This window comes from Pseudomonas fluorescens (assembly GCF_005938625.1).
In the GTDB taxonomy this organism is placed as follows: domain Bacteria; phylum Pseudomonadota; class Gammaproteobacteria; order Pseudomonadales; family Pseudomonadaceae; genus Aquipseudomonas; species Aquipseudomonas fluorescens_BD.
Genome location: NZ_VCNJ01000017.1, coordinates 74796 through 89509, shown reverse-complemented (window position 1 = coordinate 89509; position 14714 = coordinate 74796). Strand labels below are relative to the sequence as shown.

Sequence of the window (14714 nt, the reverse complement as noted above, 5' to 3'; positions counted from 1 at the left end):
CGTGGGAATGATCAGTTACTACAAGACCTGACGCAGGAAGGCCTGAGCGCGCGGATCCTTCGGCGCATCGAAGAACTCTGCCGGCGCTGCATCTTCCAGCAATTTGCCGTGATCGAAGAACAACACCCGATCCGCCACTTCCCGGGCAAAGCCCATCTCATGGGTTACGCAGACCATGGTCATGCCTTCCACGGCGAGGTTTTTCATCACGTCCAACACCTCACCGACCATTTCCGGGTCGAGCGCCGAGGTTGGCTCATCGAACAACATGACCTTCGGCTCCATCGCCAGCGCCCGGGCAATCGCCACGCGCTGTTGCTGACCGCCGGACAAGCGTGACGGAAATTCGTTGGCCTTCTGCGCAATCCCGACCTTTTTAAGCAATTCCATGGCCTTGGCTTCGCGCTCTTTCTTGCCGCGCTTGCGCACGACTTTCTGCGCCAGGCAGAGGTTTTCCAGCACGGTCATGTGCGGAAACAGGTTGAAGTGCTGAAAGACCATGCCGACTTCGCGGCGGTAGGCGTTGACGTCGGTTTTCGGGTCGGCCAGTTGCAGGCCATCGATGCTCACCGAGCCCGAGTCAAATTCCTCCAGACCATTGAGGCAACGCAGGAAGGTCGACTTGCCGGAACCCGACGGGCCGATCACCACCAGCACTTCGCCCTTGGCCACCGTGGTGCTGACGTTATCCACCGCGCGCACCACTTGCCCACGGGTGTCGAAGACTTTTACCAGATCGCGGACTTCAATCACTTTGCGCGAGCCTCCGCTCAAGCCGACTGGCGATTTTCGACAGCGGCAGGTTGATCAACAGGTACAGGCCAGCGACGCAGAACAGAATCTCGAACGGCGAAAACGACGTGGTGATCACTTCACGGCCGCTTTTCAGCAGCTCGGTGATGGCAATCACCGACACCAGCGAAGTGTCCTTGACCAGACTGATGAACTGCCCGGCCAGCGGTGGCAGCACGCGCTTCAGCGCTTGCGGCAACACCACATGGCGCATCGACTGACCCGCGCTCAGACCGAGCGAACGCGCCGCTTCGTTCTGGCCACGGGCAATCGATTGCACGCCGGAACGGATGATCTCGGCCACGTAAGCGCCAGTGAACAGCGACAGCGCGGCGATCCCGGCGAACTCGCGGGACAGGTTCATCACCGTGCCGATGAAGAAGTAGAAAATGAAGATCTGTACCAGCAGCGGCGTGCCGCGCACCAGTTCGACGTAAATGGTCGAGAGGTCACGCAGGGTCGGGTTGTTCGATAGCCGGCACAGGCCAGTGACCAGACCGATCAGCAACCCGAGAATCCCGGACACTACCGACAGCCAAAGCGTCGTCCACAGCCCCCACAACAGCGGTCCTGCCGCCCAATGCCGAGTGACACCCACGACGTCGCCTTCAGCCACATCGTCGCCCTGAGCGAATTGCAGGCTGTTCTCGTCGACCGTCAGGTGCTGCTCGTCACCGGCGTCATTGCGCAGGGTGACTTGCGCGCTACTGCCCTTGCGCACCAGTTCAGTGACGGTGGAAATGTCCGTGGCGCGCTGGGTTTCTTCAGCCTGATAGGCGAAGTACTGCGGCACACGGTTCCAGCGCCATTCGTAGGACATCAGCGACGTCGCGTAATACAACGCGCCCGCCAGGCCGACCAGCACCAGCACGGTGAGGACGTGCCAGGGCCATTGGGCTTTTTTCTGTTTCATTGCAGGTTCCGGATTTTGTGTTGCTCTGGAGGGCCCCTTCGCGAGCAAGCTCGCTCCCACATTGGAATGCATTCCTCTGTGGGAGCGAGCTTGCTCGCGAAAGGGGCGACGCGGTCTGGCAGACCGGCGTTATTCCATGTCCTTGAGCCACTCGGTGCTCTTGAACCACTTGTCATGGATGCGATCGTAGGTGCCGTCTTCGTGGATCTGGTGCAGGAAGTTGTTGATGAAGTTGAGGCTGTCGTAATCACCTTTCTTCAGACCAAACGCCAAAGGTTCGTAGGTGAACGGCTTGTCGAGAAACACCAGTTTGCCGGCGCCGACCTTGGTCACCGCAACGACGTTGTACGGCGCGTCGTAGATAAAGGCGTCAGCCTTGCCGTTGACCACATCGAGCACGGCTTCCTGCTCGTTGTCGTAGCCGTGGTACTTGGCCTTGGAGATGAGCTTCTTGGCGACCATTTCGCCGGTAGTGCCGAGCTTGGAGGTGATGCGATAGTCGGCGGTGTTCAGGTCTTTATACGACTTGATGGTGCCTTCCAGCTCTTTGCGGATCAGCAGGGTCTGGCCGACCACGATGAACGGTTCGCTGAAGTTCAGGCGCAGGTTGCGCTCCTGGGTCAGGGTCATGCCGCTGCCGATCATGTCGAACTTGTCGGTCATGAGTGCCGGGATGATGCCGTCATAACCGGTAGAAACCAGTTCCAGTTTGACGCCCATGGCCTTGGACATGGCTTTGAGGATGTCGACTTCGAAACCGATGATTTCGCCGCGCTTGTTGGTCATTTCAAACGGCATGTAGGTCGGATCCATACCGACTTTCAACGTGCCACGCTTGACCGCGTCATCGATTGCGCCGGCCTGCGCCGCATTGACTGCAACCAGTGCCGTGACGCCGACCAGCAGCATCGACAGATACTTCTTCATCTTCAAGTCCCCAAAACCATTGCGTTTGCGGCGCGAAAACCAACAGTGACGGGCAAAAAAGCCCGGGCGCGCCAATTCGGGGACGGATGCTAACGCACTCGTTTTTTTGCACAAGGTTTAATGGACGATTTGTTTAACAATCAAGGGCTACCCCCTCACCCCAGCCCTCTCCCCCAAGGGGGCGAGGGGGAAAGGGAACAGATCGGGGAATATTCAAAACTTGAGTTCGACTCGATATCTCAGGTCGGCGTATCTCGAATATTCAACGCGGTCGGTCCCCTCTCCCTCTGGGAGAGGGCTAGGGTGAGGGGCTTTTCAGCAGGCAAAAAAAACCCCGCTGGCTAGCGGGGTTTCTTTATCAGGCCGGCTGAGCCTGCAAACTCACCGGCTGCAACGGCAGCAACGGCGCATGCGGATCGGCTTTCACCGAAGCCCGCCACGCATCCAGCCACTCGGCATGACCTTCGGCCCAGACCTGCTCATGCAAACGCGCCAAGGCCACAGGGTCGCTCAGCAGTTGCAGACGATCGTGGTTGTTCAGCCCGGCCGGGCCAACCTTGATCGCGTGACGCACGCGTTCCTGACGCAGCCACTCGATCGGCTCGGCCTGACCGTGACGGGAGGTCGCCAGCGAGCACGCCAAAGCGTTCTGCTGTGGATCGACCACCGCGCGGACGAAGCCGTCGTTGAGGGCGTGGTAACGGTTTTCGTGGGTGTACTGATCGGTCGCCAGCAGCGCCTGCGGCGGATTGTATTCCTCAGGAATGAGGAACAGGCTCTCGTCACGGGATTTGAGGCCCAGGCCAACACGGCTGGAGATCACCGACACCGGGATCGACAGCATCAGCGAACCAACGATCGGCACCAGCCACCAGAGGAAGCTCGGGTTCAGCCAGATCACCAGCAGTGCCCAGCAGAAGCCCAACAGGGTCTGCGGGCCGTGGCGCTTGACCGCCTCACTCCAAGGCGTCGAGTCGTCGTCACGTTGCGGCGAGTTCCAGGTCGCGGCCCAGCCGAGGAACGCGGCGAGGACGAAACGGGTGTGGAAAATCATCCGCACCGGCGCCAGCAGCATGGAGAACAGCATCTCCAGCAGCATCGACAGGGTCACCTTGAACTTGCCGCCGAACTCTTTCGCGCCCTTGGCCCAGATCAGGATGATGCTCAACAGTTTCGGCAGGAACAGCAGCACGATGGTCGTCGAGAACAGCGCGATCGCCTTGTCCGGGTGCCATTGTGGCCACAACGGATAGAGCTGACGTGGTTCAAGGAAGTACTGCGGCTCCATCAGCGTGTTCACCGCCAGCAGCGCGGTCGACAACACCAGGAAGAAGAACCACAACGGCGCCGACAGGTACGACATCACGCCCGTCAGGAACACCGCGCGATGCACCGGGTGCATGCCTTTGACCAGGAACAGACGGAAGTTCATCAGGTTGCCGTGGCACCAGCGACGGTCACGCTTGAGTTCGTCGAGCAGGTTCGGCGGCAGTTCTTCGTAGCTGCCCGGCAAGTCGTAGGCAATCCACACGCCCCAACCGGCACGGCGCATCAGCGCGGCTTCAACGAAGTCGTGAGACAGAATCGCACCGGAGAACGCGCCTTTACCTGGCAACGGCGCCAGGGCGCAGTGGTCGATAAACGGCTTCATGCGGATGATCGCGTTGTGACCCCAGTAGTGGGATTCACCCAACTGCCAGAAGTGCAGACCGGCGGTAAACAGCGGGCCGTACACGCGGGTCGCAAACTGCTGCATGCGCGCATACAGCGTATCCATGCCCGACGCACGCGGCGCGGTCTGGATGATCCCCGCGTCCGGCGTGGCTTCCATCAAGCGCACCAGACTGGTCAGGCACTCGCCGCTCATCACCGAGTCGGCGTCGAGCACAACCATGTACTTATAGTCACCGCCCCAACGACGGCAGAAGTCGTCGAGGTTGCCGCTTTTACGTTTTACGCGACGGCGGCGGCGGCGATAGAAGATCTTGCCGAAGCCCTTGGCTTCGCGGCAAACATCCAGCCAGGCCTGTTGCTCGGCGACACAGATATCGGTGTCGTTACTGTCGCTGAGAACGAAGAAGTCGAAGCGATCCAGATCACCGGTGGCGGCGACCGATTCGAACGTTGCGCGCAGACCGGCGAATACGCGCGGTACGTCTTCGTTGCAGATCGGCATCACCAACGCGGTACGCGCGTCTTTGGCAATCGGCTCGTTGCCCGCACTTTTGCCGGAGATACGGTATTTATCGTGGCCGGTGAGCAACTCGAGGAAGCCCATCAGCGCGGTCCAGAAACCGGCGGATACCCAGCAGAACAGAATCCCGAACAGAATCAGGATGCTGGTTTGCAGCGCATACGGCAGCACTTGCGTGGCGGTTTGCAGCAGCGGTTGATGCAAGACTTCGTCGAGATCGACGAACGACCAGCCCTGATAAGGCATGATGCCTTTCATGTACCAGCCGGCGACAATGGTCTGGCCAAGCATCAGCAGCAACAGAATGTAGCGACGGATCGAACCGACGGTGCGCCAGCGCGCGGCCGGCAGGACGTTTTCATCCTTCGGTGGCTGCGGCGGGTTGGTGCGACCGGTCATACGGCGCCAGCCACGCACCAGAATATTGGTGCGCCATGGCTCCGGTACAACCTTGGTGCGGCGGATCGGCGGCGTTGCCTTCAGGCTGACGCGACCGCTGGCATCAAGCACCAGCATCTCCGCTTCTTCCAGCTGCTCGGCAGTGCTCAGAACCAGGCGCTTGCCGACCGAAGCCTGGGCGGCCTCGGCAGGCGCGTCGAACGTTGAAGACGACAGGCGTTCATGCAACTCGCTGAACGACTGGCAGCCCGCGAGTTCCGCGCGCTGCTCGTCGGTCATCGGCAGATGCGCCAGATACTCGGACAGAGTCTCTGGCTGTACTTGAGAGTTACTCATCGGCAGGCAACTGATAGCTCCAGGTCTCGGTCAGGACTTCTTCAGTCGGTGCCGATTCCGGTGTGGCTGGGGCCGCGTCGGCAGCAACTGGCTGCTTGGCGTCTTTGTTGGCCTTGTCCTTGGCATCTGCGGCTGGCTTGGCGTCGGCCTGTTTGGCCTCGGCGGCCTTGGCTTCCTTGTCGATTTTCTCTTGTTGCTTGGCGGCAACCTTGTCGGCCTTGGCGACGGACGAATTGGACGCCGGCACCGATTTCGCCAGATCAGCGGTTACCACCGGCTGAACCAGTGCGGCACGCATCTCGGTCGACTTGCTCGCGTCCTTGATCTTCATCCGCAGGGTCAAGCGCCAGCCCTTGGTTTCCGGGTTGTAGCGCACGCTGTTCTCGACCAGTTCGGCGTTGTCACCAACACTGACCTGACTGCGCACGTCGGCATCCGGGGTCAGCGCAGCCAGCGATGGACCTTCGAAGTCGACCAGGTAGGCAACGCTGCCATCCGGCTGACGGATCAGGTTCGATTGCTTGACGTCACCGGTCGAACGCAGGGTCTGCGAAACCCAGGCGCTGTCCGGCGCGTGAATCGCCGCTTCGTCCATGGTCCAGTGCATGCGGTAAGCGAAGTCCAGTGGCTGGCCCGGCTCCGGCATTTTTTCCGGGCTCCAGAACGCAACGATGTTGTCGTTGGTTTCGTCGGCGGTCGGAATCTCTACCAGATCAACGGTGCCCTTGCCCCACTCGCCCTTCGGCTCGATCCAGGCGCTTGGGCGCTTGTCATAGCGATCGTCGAGGTCTTCGTAGTGGCTGAAGTCACGGCCACGTTGCAGCAGACCGAAACCACGCGGGTTCTCGATGCTGAAGTTGCTCACGGCCAGGTGTTTCGGGTTGTTCAATGGGCGCCAGATCCACTCGCCGTTGCCGGCATGGATCGACAGACCGCTGGAGTCGTGCAGTTCACGACGGTAGTTGAGGACTTTCGACGGCTGGTTGGCGCCGAACAGGAACATGCTGGTCAGCGGCGCGATGCCCAGTTTGCCGACCTTGTCACGCAGGAACATCTGCGCTTTGACGTCGACGATGGTGTCGCTGCCCGGACGCAGAATCAGACGGTAGGCACCGGTAGCGCGCGGCGAATCCAGCAAGGCGAAGATCACCAGGTGCTTGTCGCCCGGCTTCGGCTGTTGAATCCAGAACTCGCGAAAACGCGGGAATTCTTCGCCCGACGGCAGCGCGGTATCAATCGCCAGACCACGCGCCGAGAGGCCGTAGGTGTGGCCCTTGCCGACAACGCGGAAGTAACTCGCGCCGAGCATGGTCATGATTTCGTCTTGCTTGTCGGCCTTGTTGATCGGGTACAGCACACGGAAACCGGCATAACCCAGTTGTTCGGTGGCTTTCGGATCGAATTTCAGGTCGCCGAAATCGAAGCGCGTCGGATCGTATTTGATCTCTTCGACGGTGTTCGCCGTGATTTCGTTGATTTTCACCGGCGTATCGAAGTGCATACCCTGGTGATAGAAGGACAGTTTGAACGGGGTCTTCTGATCAGCCCACTCAGCCTTTTCGGTGAGGAAGCGGATTTTCTGATAATCCGCGAACTTCATGTCGCGGAATTCGTTCGGCAGGTTGCTGCGCGGGGCTTCGAACTTCTGCCCGGCCAGTTCTTTAGCCTTCGCCGATACATCGTCAAGATTGAACGCCCAAAGCTGGCCGGCGCTGAGCAGGCACAGGAGCGCCGAACCCGCTACCAGGGCACTTCGCATGCGTTTGGCAGACATTTTTGCTGCATTACAGGGACTAACAATCACGAGCAACCCTCGCCGAAAACAGATCAAAAAACCAACGGCCAGATGAAGTGCCTGTGAGGCTTTCGGCAGTGAAAAACCGACCTTCCAGAGCACCCTTGCCAAGTTGGCGAGCATTGTTCCGACTCCGCTGGGGCAAAATGATTCCCCAATCGGATCCGGACAAGTCTCTACCTAAGTCAAAAATGAATCAGCGAACGCTGATCCCAGTGCGCGCGATTATCTAGTAGCCCGCATGACAACGCATCAGGGGTAACAAAGTATTTATCGCGAAAACACCCTAAAAACAGTCGAAATTTCCCAAAAAGGTGTTTCAAGCGCTTTCAGGTCTGTAACAAAAAGGTAACCGGGCCATCGTTGACCAAATGCACCTGCATATCGGCGCCGAATCTACCTGATGCCACAGTGCCATGCACCTGTTTCGCACTGCTTAATAGATAGTCGAACAATTCCTCGCCCAAGGCCGGATGCGCGGCCGTCGAAAAGCTCGGCCGCAACCCGCTTTTGGTGTCGGCCGCGAGGGTGAACTGAGAGACCAGCAGCAACCCACCGCCAACATCGGCGAGGGACAAGTTCATCTTGCCCTCCGCGTCACTGAATACCCGATAGTTAAGCAGCTTATGCAGAAGTTTGTCGGCGCTGACACGCGTGTCGTCGGGTTCTACCGCCACCAGCACCAACAAACCTTGATCGACCGCCCCGACTACCTCACCCGCGACTTCGACACGCGCACCGCGAACGCGCTGTAAAAGCCCCTTCATGCTTCTTCGGGCGGCAGGTCGAGCAGGCGCCGAGCCATGTTGCCCGCCGCACGCACCAGTGCATCGGTGATGCCCGGTTCGGACGCGGCGTGGCCGGCATCGCGGATCACCTGCAGTTCGCTGTTCGGCCAGGCTTGATGCAATTCCCAAGCGTTGTCGAGCGGGCAGATCACGTCATAACGGCCGTGAATGATCACGCCCGGAAGATGGGCGATCTTGCCCATGTCGCGAATCAGCTGGTTCGGCTCAAGGAAGGCGTTGTTGGTGAAGTAATGGCATTCAATCCGCGCGATCGACAGTGCGCGCTGCGGCTCGGAGAAGCGATCGACCACCAGCGGGTTCGGTCGCAGTGTTGCGGTGCGTCCTTCCCACGTCGACCAGGCTTTGGCCGCGTGCATCTGCGCGATCTGGTCGTTGCCGGTCAGGCGTTTGTGGAAAGCGCTGAGCAGGTCGTCGCGCTCGTCCAGCGGAATCGGTGCGATGTAGTCCTGCCAGTAATCCGGGAACAGACGGCTGGCACCGGCCTGATAGAACCACTCGATTTCCTGCGGACGGCAGAGAAAGATCCCACGCAGGATCAGACCATGAACACGTTCCGGATGAGTTTGCGCGTAGGCCAGCGCCAGCGTCGAACCCCACGAGCCACCGAACAGCACCCATTTTTCGATGCCCAGGTGTTTGCGGATGCGCTCAAGGTCGGCGACCAGATCCCAGGTGGTGTTGTTTTCCAGGCTGGCGTGCGGCGTGGAGCGACCGCAACCGCGCTGGTCGAAAGTGACAATGCGATACAGATTCGGATCGAAATAGCGCCGGCTCTGCGCGTCGCAACCGGCGCCGGGGCCGCCGTGGATGAACACAACCGGCAAACCCTCCGGTGAACCGCTTTCGTCGACGTACAGCGTGTGGGTGTCATCGACAGCCAGATCGTGCCGGGCGTGAGGTTTGATCTGCGGAAACAAAGTCTGCATTGCGCGCTCCGTAAGGGGTCGAGGTCATCCCTGGGGGGACTTCTATTATTCTGCCGTTGGGCATCATAAACCCGATTTACGTCAATGAGCATGCTCCGGAGCCTGATCGTTGATCGTTCCCACGCTCTGCGTGGGAATGCAGCCCGTGACGCTCCGCGTCACTGGACGCGGAGCGTCCCAAGAGGCATTCCCACGCGGAGCGTGGGAACGATCAAAAGATCGCAGCCTTCGGCAGCTCCTACAGGGGTGGATCAGCCGGTGTAGTGAGACTTTGCCCAGGCCAGATAGCCTTGTAGCAGTTCCTTGAGGACGGCTTGCGTCGGCTCGGCCAGGTCGGCGCGATAGCGGAACGGTTCGAACTCTTCCATGTAGGTGCTCTGGCACAACTCCAGTTGCACGGCGTGGATGTTCTCGGCCGGATTGCCGTAATGCCGGGTGATGTGACCACCCTTGAAGCGGCCGTTGAGCACATGGCTGTAGTGGCTGTGGCCGGCGCAGATTGCTTCGAGCTGACTGGCCAGTTGCGGATCACAACTGGCGCCGTTGAAGGTGCCGAGGTTGAAGTCCGGCAGCTTGCCGTCGAACAGGTGCGGGATGATCGAACGGATCGAGTGCGCATCGAACAGCAACGCGTAACCGAACTCGGCCTTCAATCGCGCCAGCTCTTCTTGTAGGGTGCGGTGATACGGCGTCCAGATCTGCTCCAGATACGTCGCGCGTTCTTCCTTCGACGGCTCGTGCCCTTCGCGGAACAACGGAATGCCATCGAACAACGTCGCCGGGTACAGCCCGGTGGTCGCCCCGGCGTACAGCGGTTTGTCGTCGGACGGTCGATTCAGATCGATGACAAACCGCGAGTACTCAGCCGCCAACGTGCTCGCGCCCAGTTCCTCGGCAAAGTCGTACAGCTGCGGAATGTGCCAGTCAGTGTCCGGCAGGCTTTTCGCGTCCGCGATCAACCCGGCGTCCACCGCCGGCGTCAGGCGCACGCCAGCGTGGGGCATGCTGATCAGCAACGGCACGCGACCTTGTTTGAAGTTCAGAACCTTATCCACAACCGCTCTCCTACAGACTTGATTCGACGCCGTGACGGACGACGCGTTTATCCAGATCACCACCGAGCCAATAGGCCAGATCCGCCGGACGATCGATGTGCCAGGCAACGAAATCCGCGACCTTGCCGACTTCCAGCGAACCGTGCGTGTCGGCCATGCCCAGTGCTTGCGCAGCATGAATCGTCGCGCCGGCCAGGGCTTCTTCCGGGGTCATGCGGAAACAGGTGCACGCCATGTTCAGCATCAGCCGCAACGACAGCGCCGGCGAAGTGCCGGGGTTGAGGTCGCTGGCGATGGCGATTTTCACCTTGTGCTTGCGCAGGGCTTCCATAGGCGGCAACTGGGTTTCGCGCAGAAAGTAGAACGCGCCCGGCAGCAGCACGGCGACGATATCGGCTTCGGCCATGGCGATGGCGTCGGCCTCGTCCATGAACTCCAGATGATCGGCAGACAACGCCCTGTAGCGCGCGGCGAGGCTGGAGCCGTGCAGCGAGGACAATTGTTCGGCGTGCAGCTTCACCGGCAGATCGAGTTTTTGCGCGGCGATAAACACGCGCTCGACCTGCTCCGGCGAGAAGGCCAGGTATTCGCAGAACGCATCCACGGCATCGACCAGACCTTCGGCGGCGAGCGCGGGGAGCATTTCGTTGCAGACCAGATCGATGTAATCGTCGGCGCGATCCTTGTACTCCGGCGGCAGCGCGTGGGCGGCCAGACAGGTGCTGCGCACGCTGATCGGCAGCTGTTTTTCCAGGCGACGGATGACGCGGAGGATTTTGCGTTCGTTGACCAGATCGAGACCGTAACCGGACTTCATTTCGACCGTGGTCACGCCATCGCGCATCAGGCTTTTCAGGCGTTTGGCGGCGCTGGCGAACAGCTCGTCTTCAGTGGCTTCGCGAGTCGCGCGCACGGTGCTGGCGATGCCGCCACCGGATGCGGCGATATCCGCATAGCTGACGCCTTGCAGACGTTTTTCAAATTCGCCGCTGCGGTTGCCGCCGAACACGGTGTGGGTGTGACAGTCGATCAGGCCGGGGGTGACCCACGCGCCTTGCAGATCATTGACCGCCGGGTATTCGCCGGAGGGCAGTTGATTACGCGGGCCGATCCACTCGATGAGCGCACCGGACGTCACGATGGCCGCATCCTCGATGATCGAGTAGACGCCTTGCGCCATGGTTGCGACGTGGCAGTGTTGCCAGAGGGTTTTCACTGTTGGCCTCCGTTGGGGGTTGGTGATCGTTCCCACGCTCTGCGTGGGAATGCAGCCCGTGACGCTCCGCGTCACTGGACGCGGAGCGTCCCTTGAGGCATTCCCACGCGGAGCGTGGGAACGATCAGTGGGTGGGTTAAAGGCTAGGCAAAAGCTTTGCCGAAACCAGCTCAGTCAAACACCGCGAAGCCAACAGTTCAGTCGCCGCATTGATGTCCGGCGCAAAGAACCGGTCCTTCTCGTAGAACGGCACTTCCTTACGCAGAATCGCCCGCGCCTGCTCCAGCTTCGCCGAGGTCTTCAGGCCGTTACGCAGATCCAGCCCCTGCACCGCCGCCAGCCATTCCACCGCGAGAATCCCGCGGGTGTTTTCGGCCATTTCCCACAAACGCTTGCCAGCCGCAGGCGCCATGGAAACGTGGTCTTCCTGGTTGGCCGAGGTCGGCAGACTGTCCACCGAATGCGGATGGGACAACGCCTTGTTCTCACTGGCCAGCGCCGCTGCAGTCACCTGAGCGATCATGAAACCGGAATTCACGCCGCCATTGGCCACCAGAAACGGCGGCAGTTGCGACATGTGCTTGTCCATCATCAGCGAGATACGGCGCTCGCTCAGCGAGCCGATTTCGGCGATGGCCAGCGCCATGTTGTCAGCGGCCATGGCCACTGGTTCAGCGTGGAAGTTACCGCCGGAAATCACGTCGCCTTCAGCGGCGAAGACCAGCGGGTTATCGGATACAGCGTTAGCTTCGACGGCCAGCACTTCAGCCGCCTGACGGAACTGCGTCAGGCAAGCGCCCATGACTTGCGGCTGGCAACGCAGCGAGTAAGGATCCTGAACCTTCTCGCAATTCTGATGCGAATCGGAGACTTCACTGCGCTCACCGAGCAGATCACGATAAGCCGCAGCCGCATCGATCTGACCCTTCTGGCCACGCGCCGCATGAATGCGTGCATCGAACGGCGAACGCGAACCCAATACCGCTTCAACCGTCAGACCGCCCAGCGCCAAAGCACCGGCAAACAAGTCTTCACCTTCAAACAGACCACGCAGGGCGAACGCGGTGGAAACCTGAGTCCCGTTGAGCAGCGCTAGACCTTCTTTAGCCGCTAAAGTCAGCGGCGTCAGGCCGGCGACTTTCAGAGCTTCAGTAGCTTCCATCCACTCGCCCTTGTAACGCGCCTTGCCTTCGCCCAGCAGCACCAGCGACATGTGCGCCAACGGTGCCAGGTCGCCCGAAGCGCCCACCGAACCTTTCAGCGGAATGTGCGGATAAACCTCGGCGTTGATCAGCGCGATCAGCGCATCAATCACCACGCGGCGGATGCCGGAGAAACCACGGCTGAGGCTGTTGACCTTGAGCACCATGACCAGACGCACCAACTCATCGCTGATCGGCACGCCAACACCGGCGGCGTGGGACAACACCAGCGAGCGCTGCAGGTTTTCCAGGTCTTCACTGGCGATGCGCGTCGAAGCGAGCAAGCCGAAACCAGTGTTGATGCCGTACGCGGTGCGATTCTCGGCGAGGATCTGCTCGACACAGGCGACGCTGGCTTCGATCTGCTGCGATGCGCTGTTGTCGAGTGTCAGCTTGACCGGGTTGAGGTAGACGTCACGCAGTTGGGCCAGGCTCAGTTGGCCGGGAATCAGGTTCAGCGCAGTCATTTTGTGCTCCTTTTGAGAGTTTGTTATTAACTCGCCAGACGCTCCGGAGATGTCCGTTGTCCGTCGCGTCTCGCCTTTTGGGGAGTCGCGCCTTGGCACGCTGGCGTGGGTATTGGTCAGTGCAAATTCGGTAAAACGTTGTGCGGCAGATTCGTGTTTTTCAACACGCTCGCAGCGGCAGCGATGTCCGGCGCCAGCCAGCGATCCTGATCGTAGGCCGGAACCGTTCCGCGCAGCAGTCGCCACGCGCGATCAGTGCCCGCGCCGAAGCGCTGCTCCTTGAGAAATTCAAACGCCTGCGCCGCCAGCAGATACTCGATGGCGAGGATTTGCGTGCAGTTTTCCAGCGCGCGATGCAGCTTGAGCGCAGCGTTGGTGCCCATGCTCAAGTGGTCTTCCTGCAGGCCCGAAGTGATGTAGTTGTCGAGCACCGCCGGTTGCGCCAATTGGCGGTTTTCCGCACACAGCGACGCGGCGACGTATTGGACGATCATCATCCCCGAGTTCACCCCGGGATTGGCCACCAGAAACGCCGGCAGACCGCTGACGTGCGGGTTCACCAAACGGTCGAGGCGACGCTCGGCAATCGAGCCGATTTCGGCCATGGCAATCGCCAGCAGATCGGCTGCCATTGCCACCGACTGGCCGTGCGGGTTGGCTTGCGACATGACGCGGAAGTTGTCCGGCGTGCCGAGCAACAGCGGGTTGTCGGTGCAGCCATTGAGTTCGGCCTCGACTTGTTTGATCGCATGTTGCAGTTGATCGCGAGCGGCGCCGTGCACCTGCGGAATCGAACGAATGCTCAGCGCATCCTGAGTACGAATGCCCTTGCTCGACGCAATCACTTCACTGCCATCGAGCAACGCGCGCAGATTGATGCCGACCTGCTGCATGCCCGGATGCGGTTTCAGCGCGATGATCTCGGCATCGAACGCATCGATCTGGCCGCGCTGGGCTTCGAAGCTCATGGCGCCGATGACGTCGGCCCACTGCACCAGACGCGTCGCATCGGCAATCGCCAGACAGCTGAGGCCGGTCATGCACGGCGTGCCGTTGACCAGGCACAAACCGTCCTTCGCGCCGAGTTGCACCGCTTGCAGACCTTCTTCGGCCAACGCCTGTTGCGCCGAGGTGATCTGCCCGCGATAGCTGACATTACCGACGCCGAGCAACGCGATGCCGATGTGCGCCATGTGGGTCAGGTAACCGACCGAGCCTTGCGACGGCACTTGCGGGGTAATTCCGCGATTGAGCAGCGCCAGCAGCGCTTCGACAACGCGCCGGTGAATGCCGGATTTGCCGTGGCTGTAGTTGTGAATGGCGGCGCAGATGATCGCGCGGGTCTGCTCGTCGGCAAGGACCGGGCCGACGCCGCAGGCGTGGCTGAGCAAGGTGTTGCGCGAGAGCTGGCTGAGTTGTTCGTCTTGCAGCGAGACGTTGGACAAACCGCCCAGACCGGTGTTGACGCCATAGGCGCGCTCGCCGCTTGCGACGATGCGCTGGACGATGCCTTGGGCGTTTTCGATGCGCGCCCAGGTGTCGCTGGACAGTTCCAGAAGCGCGCCATGACGGGCAACGGCGACCAAGTCCTGCCAACGCAGAGGGGCGCCGGTGATAACGATTTTTTCAGCCTGGGACATCTAAAACCTCAACCGTAATATTGATGCAGCTCTGCCGGCCCCT

Annotated in this window: 11 protein-coding genes; all 11 read right to left on the bottom strand. The window is 60.6% G+C overall.

The window, feature by feature from the left end; translation table 11 throughout:
- Positions 1–18: 18 nt before the first annotated feature.
- The 11 genes from FGA82_RS12120 to FGA82_RS12065 all read right to left on the bottom strand — a co-directional run bounded on the left by FGA82_RS12120 (position 19) and on the right by FGA82_RS12065 (position 14671).
- Positions 19–753, bottom strand: a complete 735-nt coding sequence (locus FGA82_RS12120; protein ID WP_064388890.1) for an amino acid ABC transporter ATP-binding protein — start codon at positions 751–753, stop codon at positions 19–21.
- Positions 746–1705, bottom strand: a complete 960-nt coding sequence (locus FGA82_RS12115; protein ID WP_034152979.1) for an amino acid ABC transporter permease — start codon at positions 1703–1705, stop codon at positions 746–748. The genes FGA82_RS12120 and FGA82_RS12115 overlap by 8 nt, the downstream gene beginning before the upstream one ends.
- A 129-nt stretch (positions 1706–1834) precedes the next feature.
- Positions 1835–2632 (bottom strand): transporter substrate-binding domain-containing protein, encoded by a 798-nt coding sequence (locus tag FGA82_RS12105; RefSeq protein WP_034152980.1) that lies wholly within the window; start codon positions 2630–2632, stop codon positions 1835–1837.
- A gap of 358 nt (positions 2633–2990) precedes the next feature.
- Positions 2991–5561, bottom strand: a complete 2571-nt coding sequence (gene mdoH / locus FGA82_RS12100) for a glucans biosynthesis glucosyltransferase MdoH (RefSeq protein WP_141127250.1) — start codon at positions 5559–5561, stop codon at positions 2991–2993.
- Positions 5554–7335 (bottom strand): glucan biosynthesis protein G, encoded by a 1782-nt coding sequence (locus FGA82_RS12095; protein WP_432767143.1) that lies wholly within the window; start codon positions 7333–7335, stop codon positions 5554–5556. Before FGA82_RS12095 ends, mdoH begins: the two co-directional genes overlap by 8 nt.
- A gap of 350 nt (positions 7336–7685) precedes the next feature.
- The gene (dtd, locus tag FGA82_RS12090; RefSeq protein ID WP_141127248.1) at positions 7686–8123 is read right to left on the bottom strand and encodes a D-aminoacyl-tRNA deacylase; all 438 of its coding nucleotides are present in this window, start codon (positions 8121–8123) and stop codon (positions 7686–7688) included.
- Complete coding sequence (gene pip / locus FGA82_RS12085) at positions 8120–9091, bottom strand: prolyl aminopeptidase (protein ID WP_141127247.1); 972 nt, start codon at positions 9089–9091, stop codon at positions 8120–8122. Before pip ends, dtd begins: the two co-directional genes overlap by 4 nt.
- A 251-nt stretch (positions 9092–9342) precedes the next feature.
- A complete protein-coding gene (hutG, locus tag FGA82_RS12080; protein WP_141127246.1) occupies positions 9343–10146 on the bottom strand; it encodes an N-formylglutamate deformylase in 804 nt (267 codons plus the stop codon).
- 10 nt (positions 10147–10156) lie between these two features.
- The gene (hutI, locus tag FGA82_RS12075) at positions 10157–11362 is read right to left on the bottom strand and encodes an imidazolonepropionase (RefSeq protein ID WP_141127245.1); all 1206 of its coding nucleotides are present in this window, start codon (positions 11360–11362) and stop codon (positions 10157–10159) included.
- A 136-nt stretch (positions 11363–11498) separates the two neighbouring features.
- Entirely contained in the window at positions 11499–13031 is a 1533-nt protein-coding gene (gene hutH, locus FGA82_RS12070; RefSeq protein ID WP_141127244.1) for a histidine ammonia-lyase, read from the bottom strand.
- A gap of 116 nt (positions 13032–13147) precedes the next feature.
- Positions 13148–14671, bottom strand: a complete 1524-nt coding sequence (locus tag FGA82_RS12065) for an HAL/PAL/TAL family ammonia-lyase (protein WP_141127243.1) — start codon at positions 14669–14671, stop codon at positions 13148–13150.
- Positions 14672–14714: the final 43 nt, after the last annotated feature.

Coding starts and splice junctions, on each gene's coding strand:
- pip (WP_141127247.1), bottom strand. CDS start 9,091: ATGCAGACTTTGTTTCCGCAGATCAAACCTCACGCCCGGCACGATCTG.
- FGA82_RS12115 (WP_034152979.1), bottom strand. CDS start 1,705: ATGAAACAGAAAAAAGCCCAATGGCCCTGGCACGTCCTCACCGTGCTG.
- FGA82_RS12065 (WP_141127243.1), bottom strand. CDS start 14,671: ATGTCCCAGGCTGAAAAAATCGTTATCACCGGCGCCCCTCTGCGTTGG.
- mdoH (WP_141127250.1), bottom strand. CDS start 5,561: ATGAGTAACTCTCAAGTACAGCCAGAGACTCTGTCCGAGTATCTGGCG.
- hutH (WP_141127244.1), bottom strand. CDS start 13,031: ATGACTGCGCTGAACCTGATTCCCGGCCAACTGAGCCTGGCCCAACTG.
- FGA82_RS12105 (WP_034152980.1), bottom strand. CDS start 2,632: ATGAAGAAGTATCTGTCGATGCTGCTGGTCGGCGTCACGGCACTGGTT.
- FGA82_RS12095 (WP_432767143.1), bottom strand. CDS start 7,335: ATGTCTGCCAAACGCATGCGAAGTGCCCTGGTAGCGGGTTCGGCGCTC.
- dtd (WP_141127248.1), bottom strand. CDS start 8,123: ATGAAGGGGCTTTTACAGCGCGTTCGCGGTGCGCGTGTCGAAGTCGCG.